Source organism: Nocardia sp. NBC_01503, from assembly GCF_036327755.1.
Classification (GTDB): Bacteria; Actinomycetota; Actinomycetes; order Mycobacteriales; family Mycobacteriaceae; genus Nocardia.
This window is the reverse complement of the sequence record NZ_CP109596.1, coordinates 1,625,470-1,639,730: the sequence shown is the minus strand read 5'-3', so window position 1 is coordinate 1,639,730 and position 14,261 is coordinate 1,625,470. Positions and strand designations below refer to the sequence as shown.

The following is a 14,261-nucleotide window of genomic DNA, read 5'->3' as shown; positions in this document are numbered from 1 at the left end:
CGGTCTCTTTTTGCCTGCGCGAAAATGGCCCGGGTCTTTTTTCTGGGGTAGCTCTCAACAAAAAGTTCGGTAACCCGTAAACTATTGTTGTGAGTACCAGCCTGGCCGATAAGCGCTCGACGTTCCAGCGAGCGCGATCGGCCACGGTCCTGCTCGGTCCGGCCTTCGTCGCCGCCATCGCCTACGTCGACCCCGGTAACGTCGCCTCCAATATCAGCGCCGGAGCCAAATTCGGCTACCTGCTGGTCTGGGTCATCGTCATGGCCAATGTGATGGCGGGGCTGGTGCAGTTCCTCTCCGCCAAACTCGGCCTCGTCACCGGCATGTCACTCCCGGAAGCCGTGCGGGACAAGGCCGGTCGCAAAACCCGGCTCGCCTACTGGGCGCAGGCCGAAACCGTCGCCATGGCAACCGATCTCGCCGAGGTCGTGGGCGGGGCCATCGCCCTGAAGCTGCTGTTCGACCTGCCGCTACTGCTCGGCGGGGTCATCACCGGCATCGTCTCCCTCGCACTGCTGCTGGTGCAGAACAAGCGCGGACAGAAACCGTTCGAACGCGTCATCACCGGCATGCTCGCCGTCATCGCCATCGGATTCCTTGCCTCCGTGGTGATTTCACCGCCCTCGGCCGGCGGGACCATCGGCGGACTGCTACCGCGCTTCGACGGCAGCGAGAGCGTACTGCTCGCCGCCGCCATGATCGGCGCGACCGTCATGCCCCATGCGGTATACCTGCACTCGGCGCTCGCCCGGGACCGGCACGGCAGCCCCGAACCGGGACCGGCGCGCGCCCGGCTGCTGCGCATCACCCGCTACGACGTCGGCCTGGCCATGCTGCTCGCGGGCACCGTCAACCTCGCCATGCTGCTCATGGCCGCCGGTACGCTGCGCGGGCGCGAGGATGTCGACTCGCTCGAAACCGCGCACGCCGCAGTGCGGGACACCCTCGGACCGGCCGCCGGGCTCCTGCTCGCGATCGGCCTGCTCGCCTCCGGCCTGGCCTCCACCTCGGTGGGCGCGTACGCGGGCGCGATGATCATGGAAGGGCTGCTCAACCGCACCATTCCGCTGCTGGTTCGGCGACTCATCACGCTGATCCCGGCGCTGGTCATTCTCGCCATCGGCGTGGATCCCACTCAGGCCCTGATCATTTCGCAGGTGGTGCTCTCCTTCGGCATCCCCTTCGCCCTGATCCCGCTGGTCCGCTTCACCGCCGACCGCAACCTCATGGGCGACGATGTGAACCCCCGCCTCACCACCGCGCTCGCCTGGTTGGTGGCCCTGATCATCTCCGCCCTGAACGTCGCCCTCATCTACCTGACGGTCACAGGTAAGTAGCCCCGCAGTGGCGCGAAGCCATCCCGCTATTCCGCGAAGACCGCCTTGCGCTTCTGGAGCATCGCGGTAGCGCCCTCGGCGAAGTCGGGGGCGCGCAAAAGCTCAGCCTGGCCGGTCTTTTCGGTCGCGAGCGCCGCGTCCAGCGAGGTCAGAGTGGCGGCATTGAGTGCGCGCTTGGTGAGCTCCAGGGCGCGCCGCGGGCCGTGCGCGAGCTTGGCGGCGGCGGCCTCGACCTTGGCGTCGAGCTCCGCATCGCCGTAGACGCCCGCGATCAGGCCGCGGCGCACCGCCTCGGTGACCGGGAGGCGATCGCCGAGCAATGCCATCTCCGCGGCGAGCGGGCGACCGGCCGCGGCGGCGACCATGGCCGCCGCGCCACCGTCGGGCATCAGGCCGATATTGATGAATGCCAGCAGCAGATACGCGTCCTCCGACGCATAGGTGAGGTCGGCGGCGAGCGCGAAGGCCACGCCCACCCCGGCGGCCGCACCCTTCACCCGTGCGATCACCGGGATCGGCGCGTCCACAATCGCCTTGATCATCCGATTCGCCACATCCATGGTCTGTTCGGGCGTGATACCGCGCGCAGCCTCGCCCGGACTCGCCGCCAGATCCGCACCGGTACAGAAGTCGCCGCCCTCGCCGGTGAGCACGATCACCCGGACAGCCGGATTCTCATATGCCGAAAGCACCGTCGCACCGAGCCCCGCCATGGTGTCGTAGTCGATGGCGTTCTTGCGCTTGGGATTGGTGATGGTGACACGCAGTACCCGGCCGTCCAGCACAGCGGTGTAGCCCGGGGTCGTCGCAGTGTTGCTCATGTCTGCTCCTGCTCTGCGTGCGGTGCGAATCGCGGCGCAATGTGTTCAGCTGTGCGAATTGTGGTTAACTTAGGTGGATCCGTCCGGCACTGTCAACAGCCGGTGCCGTTGAGAAGGAGAAGTGCATGGTCGCCGATCGCAGCGAAGCAGGACTCGCTTCCGCGCGACCGTCCGGCGAATCCGGACCCCGGCGACGACCCAAGAATCGCAAGGCCCAGATTGTCGGCGTGGCCGCTCGCGCCTTCGCTGAGCGGGGCTATCACCCGGTCGGCGTGGACGAGATCGCCGCCGAGGTCGGCATCTCCGGGCCCGCGCTCTACCGGCACTTCAGCAATAAGTACGCCATGCTCGTCGCCGCCGCCGAGATGGGCGCACAACAACTTCTGGACTCCGCCAAGGCCGCCGACAATCCGAAGCTGGAACCGGAACCGCGACTCACCGCACTGATTCGCGGCATTACCGAGCACACCATCGACTGCCGCCGCGAGGGCGGACTGTACCGCTGGGAGCGCCGGTATCTCGAGCGCGAGGACCGCGCGCGCATTCGCGTCAGCTACGCCGAACTGCACGAAACCGTCGCCGCACCCATCGCGGAGCTGTACCCCGACGCCGATCCCGCCGATGTCATGCTGCGCTCGGCCGCGGTGCTCTCGGCCATCGGCAGCGTCACCGGACATCGCACCGCACTCTCCAATGCGCGAATCGTGGCCCTGCTCAACGACATCTGCTGGGATATCCTGCGCGCCGAGCTACCCCCGCCGCCCCCGCCGGTCACCGGCGACCCGATCGTGCGCGGCCTACCCGTCATCTCCAAACGCGAACAGCTGCTCACCGAGGCGATTCGGATCTTCGGCCGGCAGGGCTATCACGAGGCCAGTATCGAAGAGATCGGCGCCGCCGCCGGGATCAACGCCTCCAGCGTCTACCGCTACTTCAGCAGCAAATCCGATCTGCTCGCGGCAGCCTTCCACCGCACCGGTGAACGTGTGGCCATCGCCAATGCCGAGGCGCTGTCCGAGGCCACCGGCCGCGCCGACGCCGCCGTCCGCATTGCCGAGCGCTTCGCCCGCATGACCTTCGCCATGCCGGAGATCCTCCCGGTCTACTTCGCTGAATTCTCCAATCTGCCCGCCACCGAACAGCACCGACTCCGCTCCATTCAGCGCCAGAACGTCCTGGAGTGGGCCAACCTCCTCGAAGGCGACCAAACCGAAGCCCGCTTCCGCGTCCACGCCGCCATCGGCCAGGTCATCGATGTAGGCCGCCGCCTCCGCTTCGACTCCCGCCCACAGCAATTGGCAAGAGTCCGCGCCCTGATGAGCGCGGTCCTGCTGGGTGCGGCCCCTGCCGACGAGTCGCCTCTTCCTCCCGGCGAGTAGCACCCCGTCATCCCGGCGCGCTTTTGGCCGGGACCCACATCCACAGGGCTGCAACGAGTTCGGTGGATCCCGGCCAGGAGTATGCCGGGATGACGAGGTGTCCGCCCCGGAGGGGATGAGAGTGATCGCCGACGGGATGACGAGGGTGGTCGGCTCAGACTCGATGACGCAGGCGGAATAGGGCTCTTGCCATTCGGAGGCGCTGGGGGTGATTGTCGAAGGTGCCCAACGGGTCTCGGTGGCGCTGTTCGGTGATGAGTTGGGGGCGGGTGAATTCCAGTAGGGATCGCGGGTCGCGGATGCGGCCGGGGCCGTTCACTCCGTAGACCGGGGTGGCGTTGACGGTGACCAGTGGGGTGCGCAGGCGTTCGGCGAATTCGGGGACGCTGCGGATGTCGCGGGTGAAAACGGCTACGGGGAGCGATCTTTCGGAGGCGTTGACCCGTTCCACCGCCTCGTCCATACCGGCTACCCGATTGACGACGAGGACCGGGCCTACCGCGTCGCCGGTGATGGCCAGGCTCACCTCGGGGACCTCGGTCAGGACCACCGGTTCGATATAGGGCTCCCGGATCGATTCGAGGCTGCCGACCACGGCGCGACCACCGCGGGTGAGTGCGTCGCGGACCTGGCGGCGCACCACATCGAGTTGGGCCTCCAGGACCATCGGACCGTAGGAGGCGCGGCGGTCGGCGGCGGGCCGCAGACGGCGGGCCGCAGCGGCGACCAGTTCCAGGAACGGCTCGTAGACCGAATCGGCGACGTACACCACATGTACGCCCGCCGGATGCTGACCGGAATTGGACATGGAACCGTAAACCGCTGCGGCAGCGGCGGTATCGAGCCGGGCGTCCACCTGCACCACCATCGCGCCGCGACCGCCCTGCTCGACGATCAGCGGTGTACCGGTCTGCGCGCAGAGCACGGTCACCTCGCGGGCTCCGGCGGGGGAGCCGGTGTAGGCGATCTTGTCCAACCGGGACCGGCAGAGTGCGGTTGCCGTGGTGCTGTCACCGGTAACCACCTGCAGCACAGGCTGACTGGGGGACAGGCGACTCCAGGTATCGGCCAGCCACGCGCCCACGCCGGGGGTCAGTTCACTCGGTTTGAAGACCACCGCGTTACCCGCCGCCATGGCGCTGGCGATCGAATTCATCGGCGCGAGAACGGGATTGTGCCACGGGCCGAGTACACCGATCACACCCAGCGGCAGATGTCCGATCGAACCGGGCTGATCGCGCCGGAATCGGGCGGCGGCGCGGGTGGTGCGGCCCAGGGTCCGCTCGGCATGGCGCGCGACCCAATCCAGATGTTCCACCGCCAATGTCACCTCGACGGCGGCGTCGAGGCGCGGTTTTCCGGTCTCGGAGCTGATCAGCTCCACCAGATCTCGGGTGCCGCGCGCGATGGCGCGTTTCCAATCCAGCAGCCAGCGTTTGCGTCCGGCGAAATCCATTGTCGCCCACCACTGTTCGGTGGTGTTCGCGGCGCGCACGGCGCGCGTCAGCTCGCCGGCGCCCATAATGGCGAAATCGCCCACGACCTCCCCGGTCCGTGGATCGTACGAAGTCAGGACCTTGGATCGGCCCGCTCCGGTGCGCGCTGCGGCCCGTGGCTGCTGCGCAGACTCGGCCATGGTTACCCTCTCGTGGCCATCGAAAACTCTCCCCTCCACGTCAGACTATGGTTCGACGCACACCCCCGACAAGGTGCGGAAATTCAGCAGACCGCCCGGTCTGGCCCTGGATCCGCGGCTATTCGTAGACCTACCGGTTTGTGGTCAAGCTCACGTTTGATCCAATGCTGCTGAGGCAAAGCAACGACCCCGCATCCGAGTGGCCGGTAACATCGCGCGCGACGGAGTGGATCATCCCGAGGGGATGTGGGGACCCGCCGCCCGGGGCGACTGAAATTGCCCGCCCAGCCGATAGTGGAGAGTTGATGCCGAGCCAGGACAAACCGGATTCGCCGCAAAGCGTTTCAACAACAGCGCGCGGCGGAAGCGATCCGGCCGTATATGTCGAAGACGTCCGCAAATCCTTCGGTGAGGTGCATGCCCTGAGCGGCATCAGCTTCACCGCCGAACGCGGACAGGTACTCGGCATTCTCGGACCCAACGGCGCGGGGAAGACCACCTGCGTCAAGATCCTCTCCACCCTGTTGCGCCCCGACGCCGGCATCGCCCGGGTCGCCGGACACGATGTGCGCAAGGATCCCGCCGCCGTCCGCCGATCGATCATGATGACCGGCCAGTACGCGGCGCTGGACGAGAACCTCTCCGGACGTGAGAACCTCGAACTCTTCGGCCGCCTCATGGGCCTGCCCCGCAAGGCCGCCCGCCAGCGCGCGGACAACCTGCTCGAGGAGTTCGACCTCACCAGCGCGGGCCGCCGCGCCGTCCGGCACTACTCCGGCGGTATGCGCCGCCGTGTCGACATCGCCTGCGGACTCGTGGTCCGGCCCGAGGTCGTCTTCCTCGACGAACCCACCACCGGCCTGGACCCGCGCAGTCGCCAGGGCGTCTGGGATCTGGTCAACGCGCTCAAGACCCAGGGCATCACCGTCCTGCTGACCACGCAGTACCTCGAAGAGGCCGACGTACTCAGCGACAACATCATCGTCATCGACAAGGGCACCGTCATCGCCGAGGGCACCGCGGACGCGCTCAAGGAGAAGACCGGCGGCAGCTACTGCGAGGTCGTCCCACTCGACCCCACCCATCTGATCCAGGCCGCCGACGCGCTCGGCGATCTCGTCCCCGCCACCGTGCGCGCCGAAATCGATGGCGGCGACCGACTTTCGATTCCCGCGCCGGAGGGGGCCGCGACCCTCGCCGAGGCGCTACGCCGACTCGACACCGCCGGTATCCCGCTCGCCGATATCGGGCTGCGCCGGCCCTCGCTCGACGATGTCTTCCTCTCGCTCACCGGACATACGGGCGGCACCCAGTGACCGCGGCGCCGGTCGAAGCCGTCCGCACCGATCTTTTCGCCGGACTGCCCAAGTCCAAGCCGAACAGTTTCGGCCAGTGGCGCGCGCTCACCGGACGCATCCTCTGGGTGATGGCCACCAAGGGCGAACTGATCTTCGCGACCATCACTCCGCTGGTGCTGACGCTCGGGTTCTACCTGCCGCTCAAGTACGTCATGCAATTCCGCGGCATCGACTACGCGCAGTTCGTCATGCCGATCATCGTGCTGCAGACCATGTCCGTCACCATGATGTCGAACGCGCAGATGGCCGCCTTCGAGGCCATGACCGGATTCAACACCCGATTGCAGACCATGCCCGTCGGCAAGATGGTGCCGCTGCTCTCCCGCCTGAGCGCGGGGCTGGTGCGCTCGATCGTCTCACTGGCCGCGGCCATCGGCTGGGGTCATATGATCGGCTTCCGATTCGTGGCCGGATGGTGGCAGGCGATCCTGTTCTGCCTGTTCTCGCTAGCGGTCGGCACCGTGCTCGCTATCGGTGCCGACGCACTCGGATCGCTCACCAAGAGCCCCGAATCATTGAGTCAGGCGCTCACCCTGCCGACGCTCATCTTCGGCATGCTCTCCTGCGGCTTCGTACCGGAATCCGGCTTCCCCGCATGGGTTCGGCCGTTCGTGCGTAATCAGCCCATCTCGCAGTTCTCCTTCGCACTGCGCGATATGGCGGCGCACGGGGTGACCTGGGGTGTGTTCTGGGTACCGATGCTGTGGGTGATCGGCGCCGCTGTGGTCTTCGTACCGGCAGCGGTCTGGGCGAGTATGAGGCGGTCATGAGTTCGGTAGTCGAAGCCCAGCAGTTCGAGGGCGAAACGATGACAGCGGAGCAGGATTCGTGGGCGGGGCATCAGCCGCTGCCCCGGGTGAAGCAGCGGTCCGAGCGGGCGCTCGCGGTCTGGTTGGAGCAGAGCCTCATCCAGTGCAAGCGACTGCTGATCGGATGGGCGCGCGACCCCGCGACCACCATTCAGACCATCGTGTACCCGGCGGCCACGCTGCTGATGTTCCGTGTGGTGCTGGGTGATTCGATCAGCTCGGCCACCGGCACACCCAGCATCTACGGCACCGTGCCGATGGTCATGCTGGTCGCCGCCATGTCCGGATCGGTGGTCTCCGCACTCGGATTCAAGGTCGAGAAGGTGACCGGCCTGCTCGGCCGGTTCTGGACCATGCCGGTGCACCGCGCCGCCGGACTCACCGGCCGACTGCTCGCCGAGGCGATTCGCGTCTTCGTCACCTCGCTGATCGTGCTCGCCGTCGGAGTCGGGCTCGGCTTCCGATTCTGGTTCGGCCCAGCGGCTTCGCTGGCGATGCTGCTGATTCCGGTGCTGTTCGGTATCGGCTTCGCGGTGCTGGTGACCGCGCTCGCCACCATCACCGAGGGCGTGATGCTGGTGCAGGTCATCGGTGTCATCAACACCCTGCTGATGTTCTTCAACACCGGATTCGTGCCCGTCTTCGCGTACCCGGTGTGGCTGCAGAAGACCGTCGAGAACCAGCCCATGAGTACGGCGATCGATGCCATGCGCGGGCTCGCCTACGACGGACCGATCGCCATGCCGTTGATGAAGACGGTCGCGTGGGCGGTCGGCATGGTGCTGGTATTCGGTTATCCGGCAATCCGCGGCTACCGCAAGGCGGCCGAGACCGGAGCCTGATCGGCAACGAGAATCCGTCCCGCATGCGAGCTTTGAGCGTTTTGCGGAGCCGCAGGCAGAGTGTGGCGCGCGTCACGCTAGGGTGAGCCCATGGCTTACCTGGTTACCGGGGCAACTGGGTTCATCGGTCGGTTCTTGGTTCCCGAACTACTGAAACGCGGCGCCACCGTCCACGTGCTGGTGCGCCCCGGCGAGGACTCCGTCCTGCGCTTCAACCGCTGCCGGCGGATGTGGAACGCGGGCGACCGGGTGCGCGCCGTACGCGGCGACCTCAACGCACCCGGCATCGGCGTCGACCCGAGCTGGATTGCGGCGCATCGGGGTTCGATCGAACACGTCTTCCACCTCGCGGGCGGACTCGACTCCGTCGAACCCGGCGGCGGCACCCGGCGCGTCGCCGAACTCGCGGCACAGCTGGAAGCGGGCCTGCTGCACCATATTTCGACCGCGCAGATCGCAGGCGGCTGGGACGGGGTCTTCACCGAGGACATGTTCGACGTCGGACAGGTGCTCGGCTCCCCGTACCAGCGCGCCATGCTCGAGGCCGAACGCGCCGTGCGCGATCAGGACAGGGTGCCGTGGCGGATCTACCGGCCCTCGATCGTCATCGGCGATTCGCACACCGGGGAGATCGACCGCATCGACGGGCCCTACTACTTCTTCCGGCTGCTGCGCATGGCGGCGCAGCTGCCGCGCATCCTTCCGGTGGTCTCACCGCAACTGGGCGAAACCAATATGGTTCCGGTCGATTACGTGGCGCGCGCGCTCGACCACCTCGCACATCGGCCAGGCGGTGGGGGAGCGACCTACCACCTCACCGATCCCCGGCGGCAGAGCGTCGCGGAGGTCTTCAACCTCTTCGCCGATGAGGCCGGGGCGCCGCACCTCATGGAGGTCATGCCGAAACAAACCCTCGACGTGACGCTGCGCGTACCCGGCATGGGCTGGGCGCTGCGTCAGGTCGGGGTGCCCATGGATGTCATCGAGCACAGCGAATTCGCCTGCCACTTCGACTCCCGCCAGGCCCAGGCCGCGTTGGCCGGAACCGATATCAGGGTTCCGCCGCTGGTCGGCTACGCGCCCATCATCTGGAAATACTGGATCGAGAACTGGGTCTGAGGGCCGGGCGCCCCGTCATCCCGGCATGCTTTCGGCCGGGACCCACACCCGCGGCGCGTTCAGGATGCGGAGTCGTCCTCGAACCCGGATAGCTCGCCGCGCTCGAGCCGCCCGTAATCCCAACCCACCCAACGATTTCGGTTGGTCCAGCCGACCAGGTCGTAACGCCAGCGGAACGGCCAGGTGCGGGCGACGGTCATGAACAGCACGCCGCCGAGCGCGGCGTAATCGTCATGCGCGGATAGTAGTGCCCGCTGCTGGCGCGGCGAGGCGGTGAAGAAGGCGTCGAACATGGAGATCGACTGTTCGGTGGTGAGCCGTCCCAGCCCGTACACCCCGCGCATCCGCATCCAATAGACCAGCCGCGCCCGCATCGGCCACAGCGCCGCGATCGGATCCTGCCCCCGCTGAACGGCTTCCACCGCCGTATCCACCAGCGCCAGCGAATCCGCCACGCTGTACCCGGTGCACGGATGCATCATTCCGCCCCGCGAACCGAATGGAATCGATTGCCCGGGACCGGATTTCGGCGGCACGTCATCGAGCGGATAGTGCGCGGCCTCGGTCGGTTCGTCGCCGGTGAGCCGAATCCCGTGCCGCTCCAGTCGATGTAGCGTCCGCTTGCGTAGTTCGTGCTGCGGCATCCCGCCCCGCAACCCGAGACTGGTCTCCTCGAAAACCACGGTCCCGTCCCCGAGCGGCATGGCGTACAGGAACGACGGCGGCTCATCGGCTCCCGCGCCATTCTCATCCCGCCAATCCAGCAGCAGCCCCTCACCCGGGGTCACCATCGGCGCGGCCACCTCCTCCCGCACGAAAATCCCGTGCGCCGCCGCCACCCGGCGCTGCCCAGGTGAAACCTGCCCGCGCGTATCGAAAACCACCGCGGCCCGAATCTCGGTGCCATCGGCCACCACCACCCGATGCGCCTCGACCACCTTGGCCCGCCCCGCGATCACGGTCGCGTCGTCCAGCGCCAGCGCCGCCTTCAACCCGGGCTTGGACAACACGCAATACGGCCGATCGATCCGATGCTCCCCCTTGGTCCACACCACCGGCTTATCCACCCGACTGGCAATCACACTCTCCGGCAACCACTCCGGCAGCTCATCGATCCAGCACGAGTACGTAGGCGGCCACACCCGCTCCGGCCGCGGATCCACCCCCACCACCTTCAACCCGGCACTCATCGCCCGATGCGCGAGCGCCTGCCCCGTGGGCCCCAACCCCACAACACAAACATCCGCCACCCCACCAACCACCCGGCCACTCATACTTCGCATTCAAACAGCCCCGCCCCCGCCCCACCACCATCCACCCGACTTCGCACCCCCCGAGAGTGTTCGGAAGCGGGCGGTGGTGCGACCGGGCCACCTTGCGGCCCACCAGGCGATTCTGCTGGGGGACAGCAGAATCGCCGCTCCCGGACTACTTCGGGGTGACCCAGGTGGTGATGTCGGCGTGGACTACCTCGACGCCGGATTTGTCGTAGATGGCGACGGGGACGATCAGGTTCCGGCCTTCGGTGATGGCCGAGAAGTCCGGGAGTTCGGGGAGTTCGGCTACCGCGCGGAGGCCGGAGTTGGCCTTGGCCAGGTATTGCACGTTCATGGCTTTGGGGATCCAGCGGTGGGTGTCGGGGACCGTGGCCTCGGACAGCATGCCCATGGCGACCTCGGCGAGGTTGCAGGCGGCGATGGCGTGGAAGGTGCTCAGGTGATTGTGGATGCCGAACCATTTGGGGGCGGTCACTTCGCAGAGCCCGGGTTCCAGGCGCACCACGGTCGGCAGGACGGTGCCGAAGTAGGGGACGCGCGCGACCATGCCAAGGGAGAACAGGGTGTGGCCGAGGCGGTTGTCCGGCAGCTTCTTCCAGCCGCGGTAGGTGGCGGTCTCTTTGCTCATACCGCGTATCTTACTCAGAAGTAAGTTCGGGGGAAGGGTGCGGTGGGCCGAGCTGCACGCGCGGCGAACCGAGCACTTGCTTGGTACGTTGAACCGCCGCGTGAGGAGCGCGGCTGGACCGGTGCCATTTCGCCGGTATGGGTTGGGGAATTGGAGTTCTGAAAGACATGCGTATTCGTACCGCTGCCGCCACGCTGGGAGCTGTCTTGGCGGGAGCAGTGTTCGCCACCACCGTGGGGGCGAACTCGGCCTCGGCGGTGACGCCGATCATCGATCCGGGCAAAGGCATCTACCTCGCCGTCCTGTTCGATCGCGGCGAGACCGCGGCGCTGAACAACTCCCCCATTCCGGGGCTGCTCGATCGAGTGGCCCCGGATGGACAGACGCTCATGTTCGTCGATCCGGCTTCGCGTTTGCCGCAGGACGAGGACGTCGTCTATGCGAGCGTTCCGGATGTCGTGGCAGAGGCCGCCGTGCGCAATGGGGTATTCGGCATCGGGTGGTACAACCCCGCCGACAACGCGGGCTACCCGGTCCGGGTGGTAGAAATTCTGCCCTGATCGGGATATCGCGGGCATCGTTGCGGTGCCCGCGTTCTCGTCCCGTGCGACGCGCCCGGGTGACGACACCCCGTGGTTGAAAGCCGCACGCGGCGACGGTTGTGACCTGCTCCATCGCGATTCCGGGGGACTGGGGGGCCGATTTGAAGTCCCCCATAGCCGTGGGGCATACTGTTCAGGTTGCCCGCACCGGGTTGTGCCTTCCTTCAGGAAAGGCGCAGGTGGTGGCGGGTGAGTAGGACCCACTCTTGTACCCCGCCGGATAGGCGCGGGTGCTTCCGGGACAAGGTTCCAAGGCTCAGAGATCACTCGGGCCGAAGAATGAGCGGATGGGCGACACGCCCGACCGCGTGGACCGGATGGAACCATGACAGATGAACAGCGGCGATGGATCGGGCCTCGAGAGGCCGGGTCGTGTGGTGGCTGATGCGTCTTCGTGTGTTCGGGCTGTGCAAATGAGGGTGTTTCGAGAGCGAAAGCTCTTGGGGCACAAACGTTAAGCGGAGAAAAGGACACTCAGCGTGGCGGGACAGAAGATCCGCATCAGGCTCAAGGCCTACGACCATGAGGCGATCGACGCGTCTGCGCGCAAGATCGTTGAGACGGTCACCCGTACGGGTGCCCGCGTCGTTGGCCCGGTGCCGTTGCCCACCGAAAAGAACGTGTACTGCGTTATCCGTTCGCCGCACAAGTACAAAGACTCGCGCGAGCACTTCGAGATGCGTACACACAAGCGGCTGATCGACATCCTCGACCCGACGCCGAAGACGGTTGACGCTCTCATGCGTATCGACCTCCCGGCCAGCGTCGACGTCAACATTCAGTGACGGGGATTCCAGATATGACTGACAACAAGAGCAGGCCGGCTGCCGGCATCCTGGGAACCAAGCTCGGTATGACCCAGGTCTTCGACGAGAAGAACCGCGTTGTTCCGGTGACCGTCGTCAAGGCCGGTCCGAACGTCGTGACCCAGATCCGCACCGCTGAGCGCGATGGCTACGCCGCCATCCAGATCGCTTACGGCGCCATCGACCCGCGCAAGGTGAACAAGCCGGTCTCCGGCCAGTTCGCCAAGGCCGGTGTCACCCCTCGCCGCCACATCACGGAGATCCGCGTCGCTGACGTCGATTCCTTCGAGGTCGGCCAGGAGATCGGCGCGGAGGCCTTCGCCGAGGGCAGCTACGTCGACGTGACGGGCACCTCCAAGGGCAAGGGCTTCGCGGGCACCATGAAGCGTCACGGCTTCAAGGGCCAGGGCGCCTCGCACGGCGCGCAGGCTGTGCACCGTCGTCCGGGTTCCATCGGTGGTTGCTCCACCCCGGGCCGCGTGTTCAAGGGCATGCGTATGTCCGGCCGGATGGGTAGCGACCGCGTGACCACGCAGAACCTCACGGTCCACAAGGTGGATGCCGAGAACGGTCTGCTGCTGATCAAGGGTGCGATCCCGGGCCGTCGCGGCCACATCGTGATCGTCAAGAGTGCAGTGAAGGGTGGTGCCCGGGCATGAGCACCGAGACCAAGACCAACCTGACGCTCACGGTCAAGGCCGCTGGCGGCAAGACCGAGGGCACCGTCGAGCTCCCCGCGGAGATCTTCGACGTAACCGCCAACATCTCGCTGATGCACCAGGTCGTCGTGGCCCAGCTGGCCGCGGCTCGCCAAGGCACCCATGCGACCAAGACCCGCGGTGAAGTCCGTGGTGGTGGGCGTAAGCCGTACCGCCAGAAGGGCACCGGCCGCGCGCGCCAGGGTTCGACCCGTGCGCCGCAGTTCGCCGGTGGTGGCACCGTCCACGGCCCGCAGCCGCGTGACTACACCCAGCGCCTGCCCAAGAAGATGAAGGTCGCCGCACTGCGTGGCGCTCTCTCCGACCGGGCTCGCAACGAACGCATCCATGTGATCACCGAACTGGTCCCGGGTCAGACCCCGTCGACCAAGGTCGCCAAGAACTTCCTTGCCGAGCTCTCGACTCGCAAGCAGCTCCTGGTGGTCGTCGGTCGCGAGGACATCGCCACGTGGAAGAGCGTCGCGAACCTGCAGAACGTGCACCCGATCGCTCCCGATCAGCTGAACACCTACGACGTGCTGAAGGCCGATGAGGTCATCTTCTCCGTCGAGGCGCTCAACGCCTTCGTGCACGGCCCTGCCGAAGCTGCACAGGAGGAGAGCAAGTGACCACGATCGCCGACCCCCGCGACATTCTGCTGGCGCCGGTCATCTCCGAGAAGTCCTATGGACTGATCGAAGAGGGTACCTACACCTTCATCGTGCACCCGGACTCCAACAAGACGCAGATCAAGATTGCCGTCGAGAAGGTCTTCGGCGTCACGGTGACCAGCGTCAACACCGCTAACCGTCAGGGCAAGCGCAAGCGGACCCGCTTCGGTTACGGCAAGCGCAAGAGCACCAAGCGCGCGCTCGTGACCCTCTCGGCCGACAGCAAGCCCATCGAGATCTTCGGAGGCCCGGTCGCGTAAGCGGCGGGGACTTCAGAA

At 66.6% G+C, this 14,261-nt stretch carries 15 protein-coding genes; 11 read left to right on the top strand and 4 right to left on the bottom strand.

All coding sequences use genetic code 11. The features are described 5' to 3' along the window. The first annotated feature begins 89 nt into the window (after positions 1 to 89). On the top strand, positions 90 to 1,337 hold the full coding sequence (locus OHB26_RS07445) for an Nramp family divalent metal transporter (protein WP_330183473.1): 1,248 nt from the start codon (positions 90 to 92) through the stop codon (positions 1,335 to 1,337). A 26-nt stretch (positions 1,338 to 1,363) separates the two neighbouring features. Here OHB26_RS07445 and OHB26_RS07440 read toward each other — a convergent pair whose 3' ends face one another. Further along, positions 1,364 to 2,158, bottom strand: coding sequence for an enoyl-CoA hydratase-related protein (locus OHB26_RS07440; protein WP_330183472.1), 795 nt, complete (start codon positions 2,156 to 2,158; stop codon positions 1,364 to 1,366). Between the two features lie 125 nt (positions 2,159 to 2,283). On the opposite strand from OHB26_RS07440, the gene OHB26_RS07435 reads away from it, so the two are divergent. Continuing rightward, positions 2,284 to 3,537 (top strand): TetR/AcrR family transcriptional regulator, encoded by a 1,254-nt coding sequence (locus tag OHB26_RS07435; protein ID WP_330183471.1) that lies wholly within the window; start codon positions 2,284 to 2,286, stop codon positions 3,535 to 3,537. A 154-nt stretch (positions 3,538 to 3,691) separates the two neighbouring features. Here OHB26_RS07435 and OHB26_RS07430 read toward each other — a convergent pair whose 3' ends face one another. Next, positions 3,692 to 5,173 (bottom strand): aldehyde dehydrogenase family protein, encoded by a 1,482-nt coding sequence (locus tag OHB26_RS07430; RefSeq protein ID WP_330183470.1) that lies wholly within the window; start codon positions 5,171 to 5,173, stop codon positions 3,692 to 3,694. 305 nt (positions 5,174 to 5,478) lie between these two features. On the opposite strand from OHB26_RS07430, the gene OHB26_RS07425 reads away from it, so the two are divergent. The 4 genes from OHB26_RS07425 to OHB26_RS07410 all read left to right on the top strand — a co-directional run bounded on the left by OHB26_RS07425 (position 5,479) and on the right by OHB26_RS07410 (position 9,301). After that, positions 5,479 to 6,489, top strand: a complete 1,011-nt coding sequence (locus OHB26_RS07425) for an ATP-binding cassette domain-containing protein (RefSeq protein WP_330183469.1) — start codon at positions 5,479 to 5,481, stop codon at positions 6,487 to 6,489. Next, positions 6,486 to 7,301: an ABC transporter permease gene (locus OHB26_RS07420; protein WP_442942871.1), complete on the top strand. Its 816-nt coding sequence runs from the start codon at positions 6,486 to 6,488 to the stop codon at positions 7,299 to 7,301. The genes OHB26_RS07425 and OHB26_RS07420 overlap by 4 nt, the downstream gene beginning before the upstream one ends. A gap of 38 nt (positions 7,302 to 7,339) precedes the next feature. Next, positions 7,340 to 8,182 carry an ABC transporter permease gene (locus tag OHB26_RS07415; RefSeq protein WP_442942987.1) on the top strand — a complete coding sequence of 281 codons (843 nt, stop codon included), beginning with the start codon at positions 7,340 to 7,342 and terminating at the stop codon, positions 8,180 to 8,182. A gap of 90 nt (positions 8,183 to 8,272) precedes the next feature. Further along, positions 8,273 to 9,301, top strand: coding sequence for an SDR family oxidoreductase (locus tag OHB26_RS07410; RefSeq protein ID WP_330183467.1), 1,029 nt, complete (start codon positions 8,273 to 8,275; stop codon positions 9,299 to 9,301). Positions 9,302 to 9,360: 59 nt separating this feature from the next. On the opposite strand, the gene OHB26_RS07405 is transcribed toward OHB26_RS07410, so the two are convergent. Together OHB26_RS07405 and OHB26_RS07400 are read right to left on the bottom strand one after the other, a co-directional pair. Further along, a complete protein-coding gene (locus tag OHB26_RS07405) occupies positions 9,361 to 10,575 on the bottom strand; it encodes a lycopene cyclase family protein (RefSeq protein ID WP_330183466.1) in 1,215 nt (404 codons plus the stop codon). 154 nt (positions 10,576 to 10,729) lie between these two features. Then, the gene (locus OHB26_RS07400; RefSeq protein WP_330183465.1) at positions 10,730 to 11,206 is read right to left on the bottom strand and encodes a hotdog fold domain-containing protein; all 477 of its coding nucleotides are present in this window, start codon (positions 11,204 to 11,206) and stop codon (positions 10,730 to 10,732) included. Positions 11,207 to 11,412: 206 nt separating this feature from the next. Here OHB26_RS07400 and OHB26_RS07395 point away from each other — a divergent pair, with 206 nt between their 5' ends. The 5 genes from OHB26_RS07395 to rplW all read left to right on the top strand — a co-directional run bounded on the left by OHB26_RS07395 (position 11,413) and on the right by rplW (position 14,243). Next, a complete protein-coding gene (locus OHB26_RS07395; protein WP_330183464.1) occupies positions 11,413 to 11,766 on the top strand; it encodes a hypothetical protein in 354 nt (117 codons plus the stop codon). A gap of 521 nt (positions 11,767 to 12,287) precedes the next feature. Beyond that, entirely contained in the window at positions 12,288 to 12,593 is a 306-nt protein-coding gene (gene rpsJ / locus OHB26_RS07390) for a 30S ribosomal protein S10 (protein WP_003938093.1), read from the top strand. A 14-nt stretch (positions 12,594 to 12,607) separates the two neighbouring features. Next, on the top strand, positions 12,608 to 13,273 hold the full coding sequence (gene rplC / locus OHB26_RS07385) for a 50S ribosomal protein L3 (protein WP_330183463.1): 666 nt from the start codon (positions 12,608 to 12,610) through the stop codon (positions 13,271 to 13,273). Continuing rightward, a complete protein-coding gene (gene rplD, locus OHB26_RS07380) occupies positions 13,270 to 13,941 on the top strand; it encodes a 50S ribosomal protein L4 (protein ID WP_067571113.1) in 672 nt (223 codons plus the stop codon). Before rplC ends, rplD begins: the two co-directional genes overlap by 4 nt. Next, positions 13,938 to 14,243, top strand: a complete 306-nt coding sequence (gene rplW, locus OHB26_RS07375) for a 50S ribosomal protein L23 (RefSeq protein WP_067571115.1) — start codon at positions 13,938 to 13,940, stop codon at positions 14,241 to 14,243. The genes rplD and rplW overlap by 4 nt, the downstream gene beginning before the upstream one ends. The last annotated feature ends 18 nt before the right edge of the window (positions 14,244 to 14,261 follow it).

Coding starts and splice junctions, on each gene's coding strand:
- OHB26_RS07440 (WP_330183472.1), bottom strand. CDS start 2,158: ATGAGCAACACTGCGACGACCCCGGGCTACACCGCTGTGCTGGACGGC.
- OHB26_RS07435 (WP_330183471.1), top strand. CDS start 2,284: ATGGTCGCCGATCGCAGCGAAGCAGGACTCGCTTCCGCGCGACCGTCC.
- OHB26_RS07430 (WP_330183470.1), bottom strand. CDS start 5,173: ATGGCCGAGTCTGCGCAGCAGCCACGGGCCGCAGCGCGCACCGGAGCG.
- OHB26_RS07425 (WP_330183469.1), top strand. CDS start 5,479: ATGCCGAGCCAGGACAAACCGGATTCGCCGCAAAGCGTTTCAACAACA.
- OHB26_RS07415 (WP_442942987.1), top strand. CDS start 7,340: ATGACAGCGGAGCAGGATTCGTGGGCGGGGCATCAGCCGCTGCCCCGG.
- OHB26_RS07410 (WP_330183467.1), top strand. CDS start 8,273: ATGGCTTACCTGGTTACCGGGGCAACTGGGTTCATCGGTCGGTTCTTG.
- OHB26_RS07405 (WP_330183466.1), bottom strand. CDS start 10,575: ATGAGTGGCCGGGTGGTTGGTGGGGTGGCGGATGTTTGTGTTGTGGGG.
- OHB26_RS07400 (WP_330183465.1), bottom strand. CDS start 11,206: ATGAGCAAAGAGACCGCCACCTACCGCGGCTGGAAGAAGCTGCCGGAC.
- rplC (WP_330183463.1), top strand. CDS start 12,608: ATGACTGACAACAAGAGCAGGCCGGCTGCCGGCATCCTGGGAACCAAG.
- rplD (WP_067571113.1), top strand. CDS start 13,270: ATGAGCACCGAGACCAAGACCAACCTGACGCTCACGGTCAAGGCCGCT.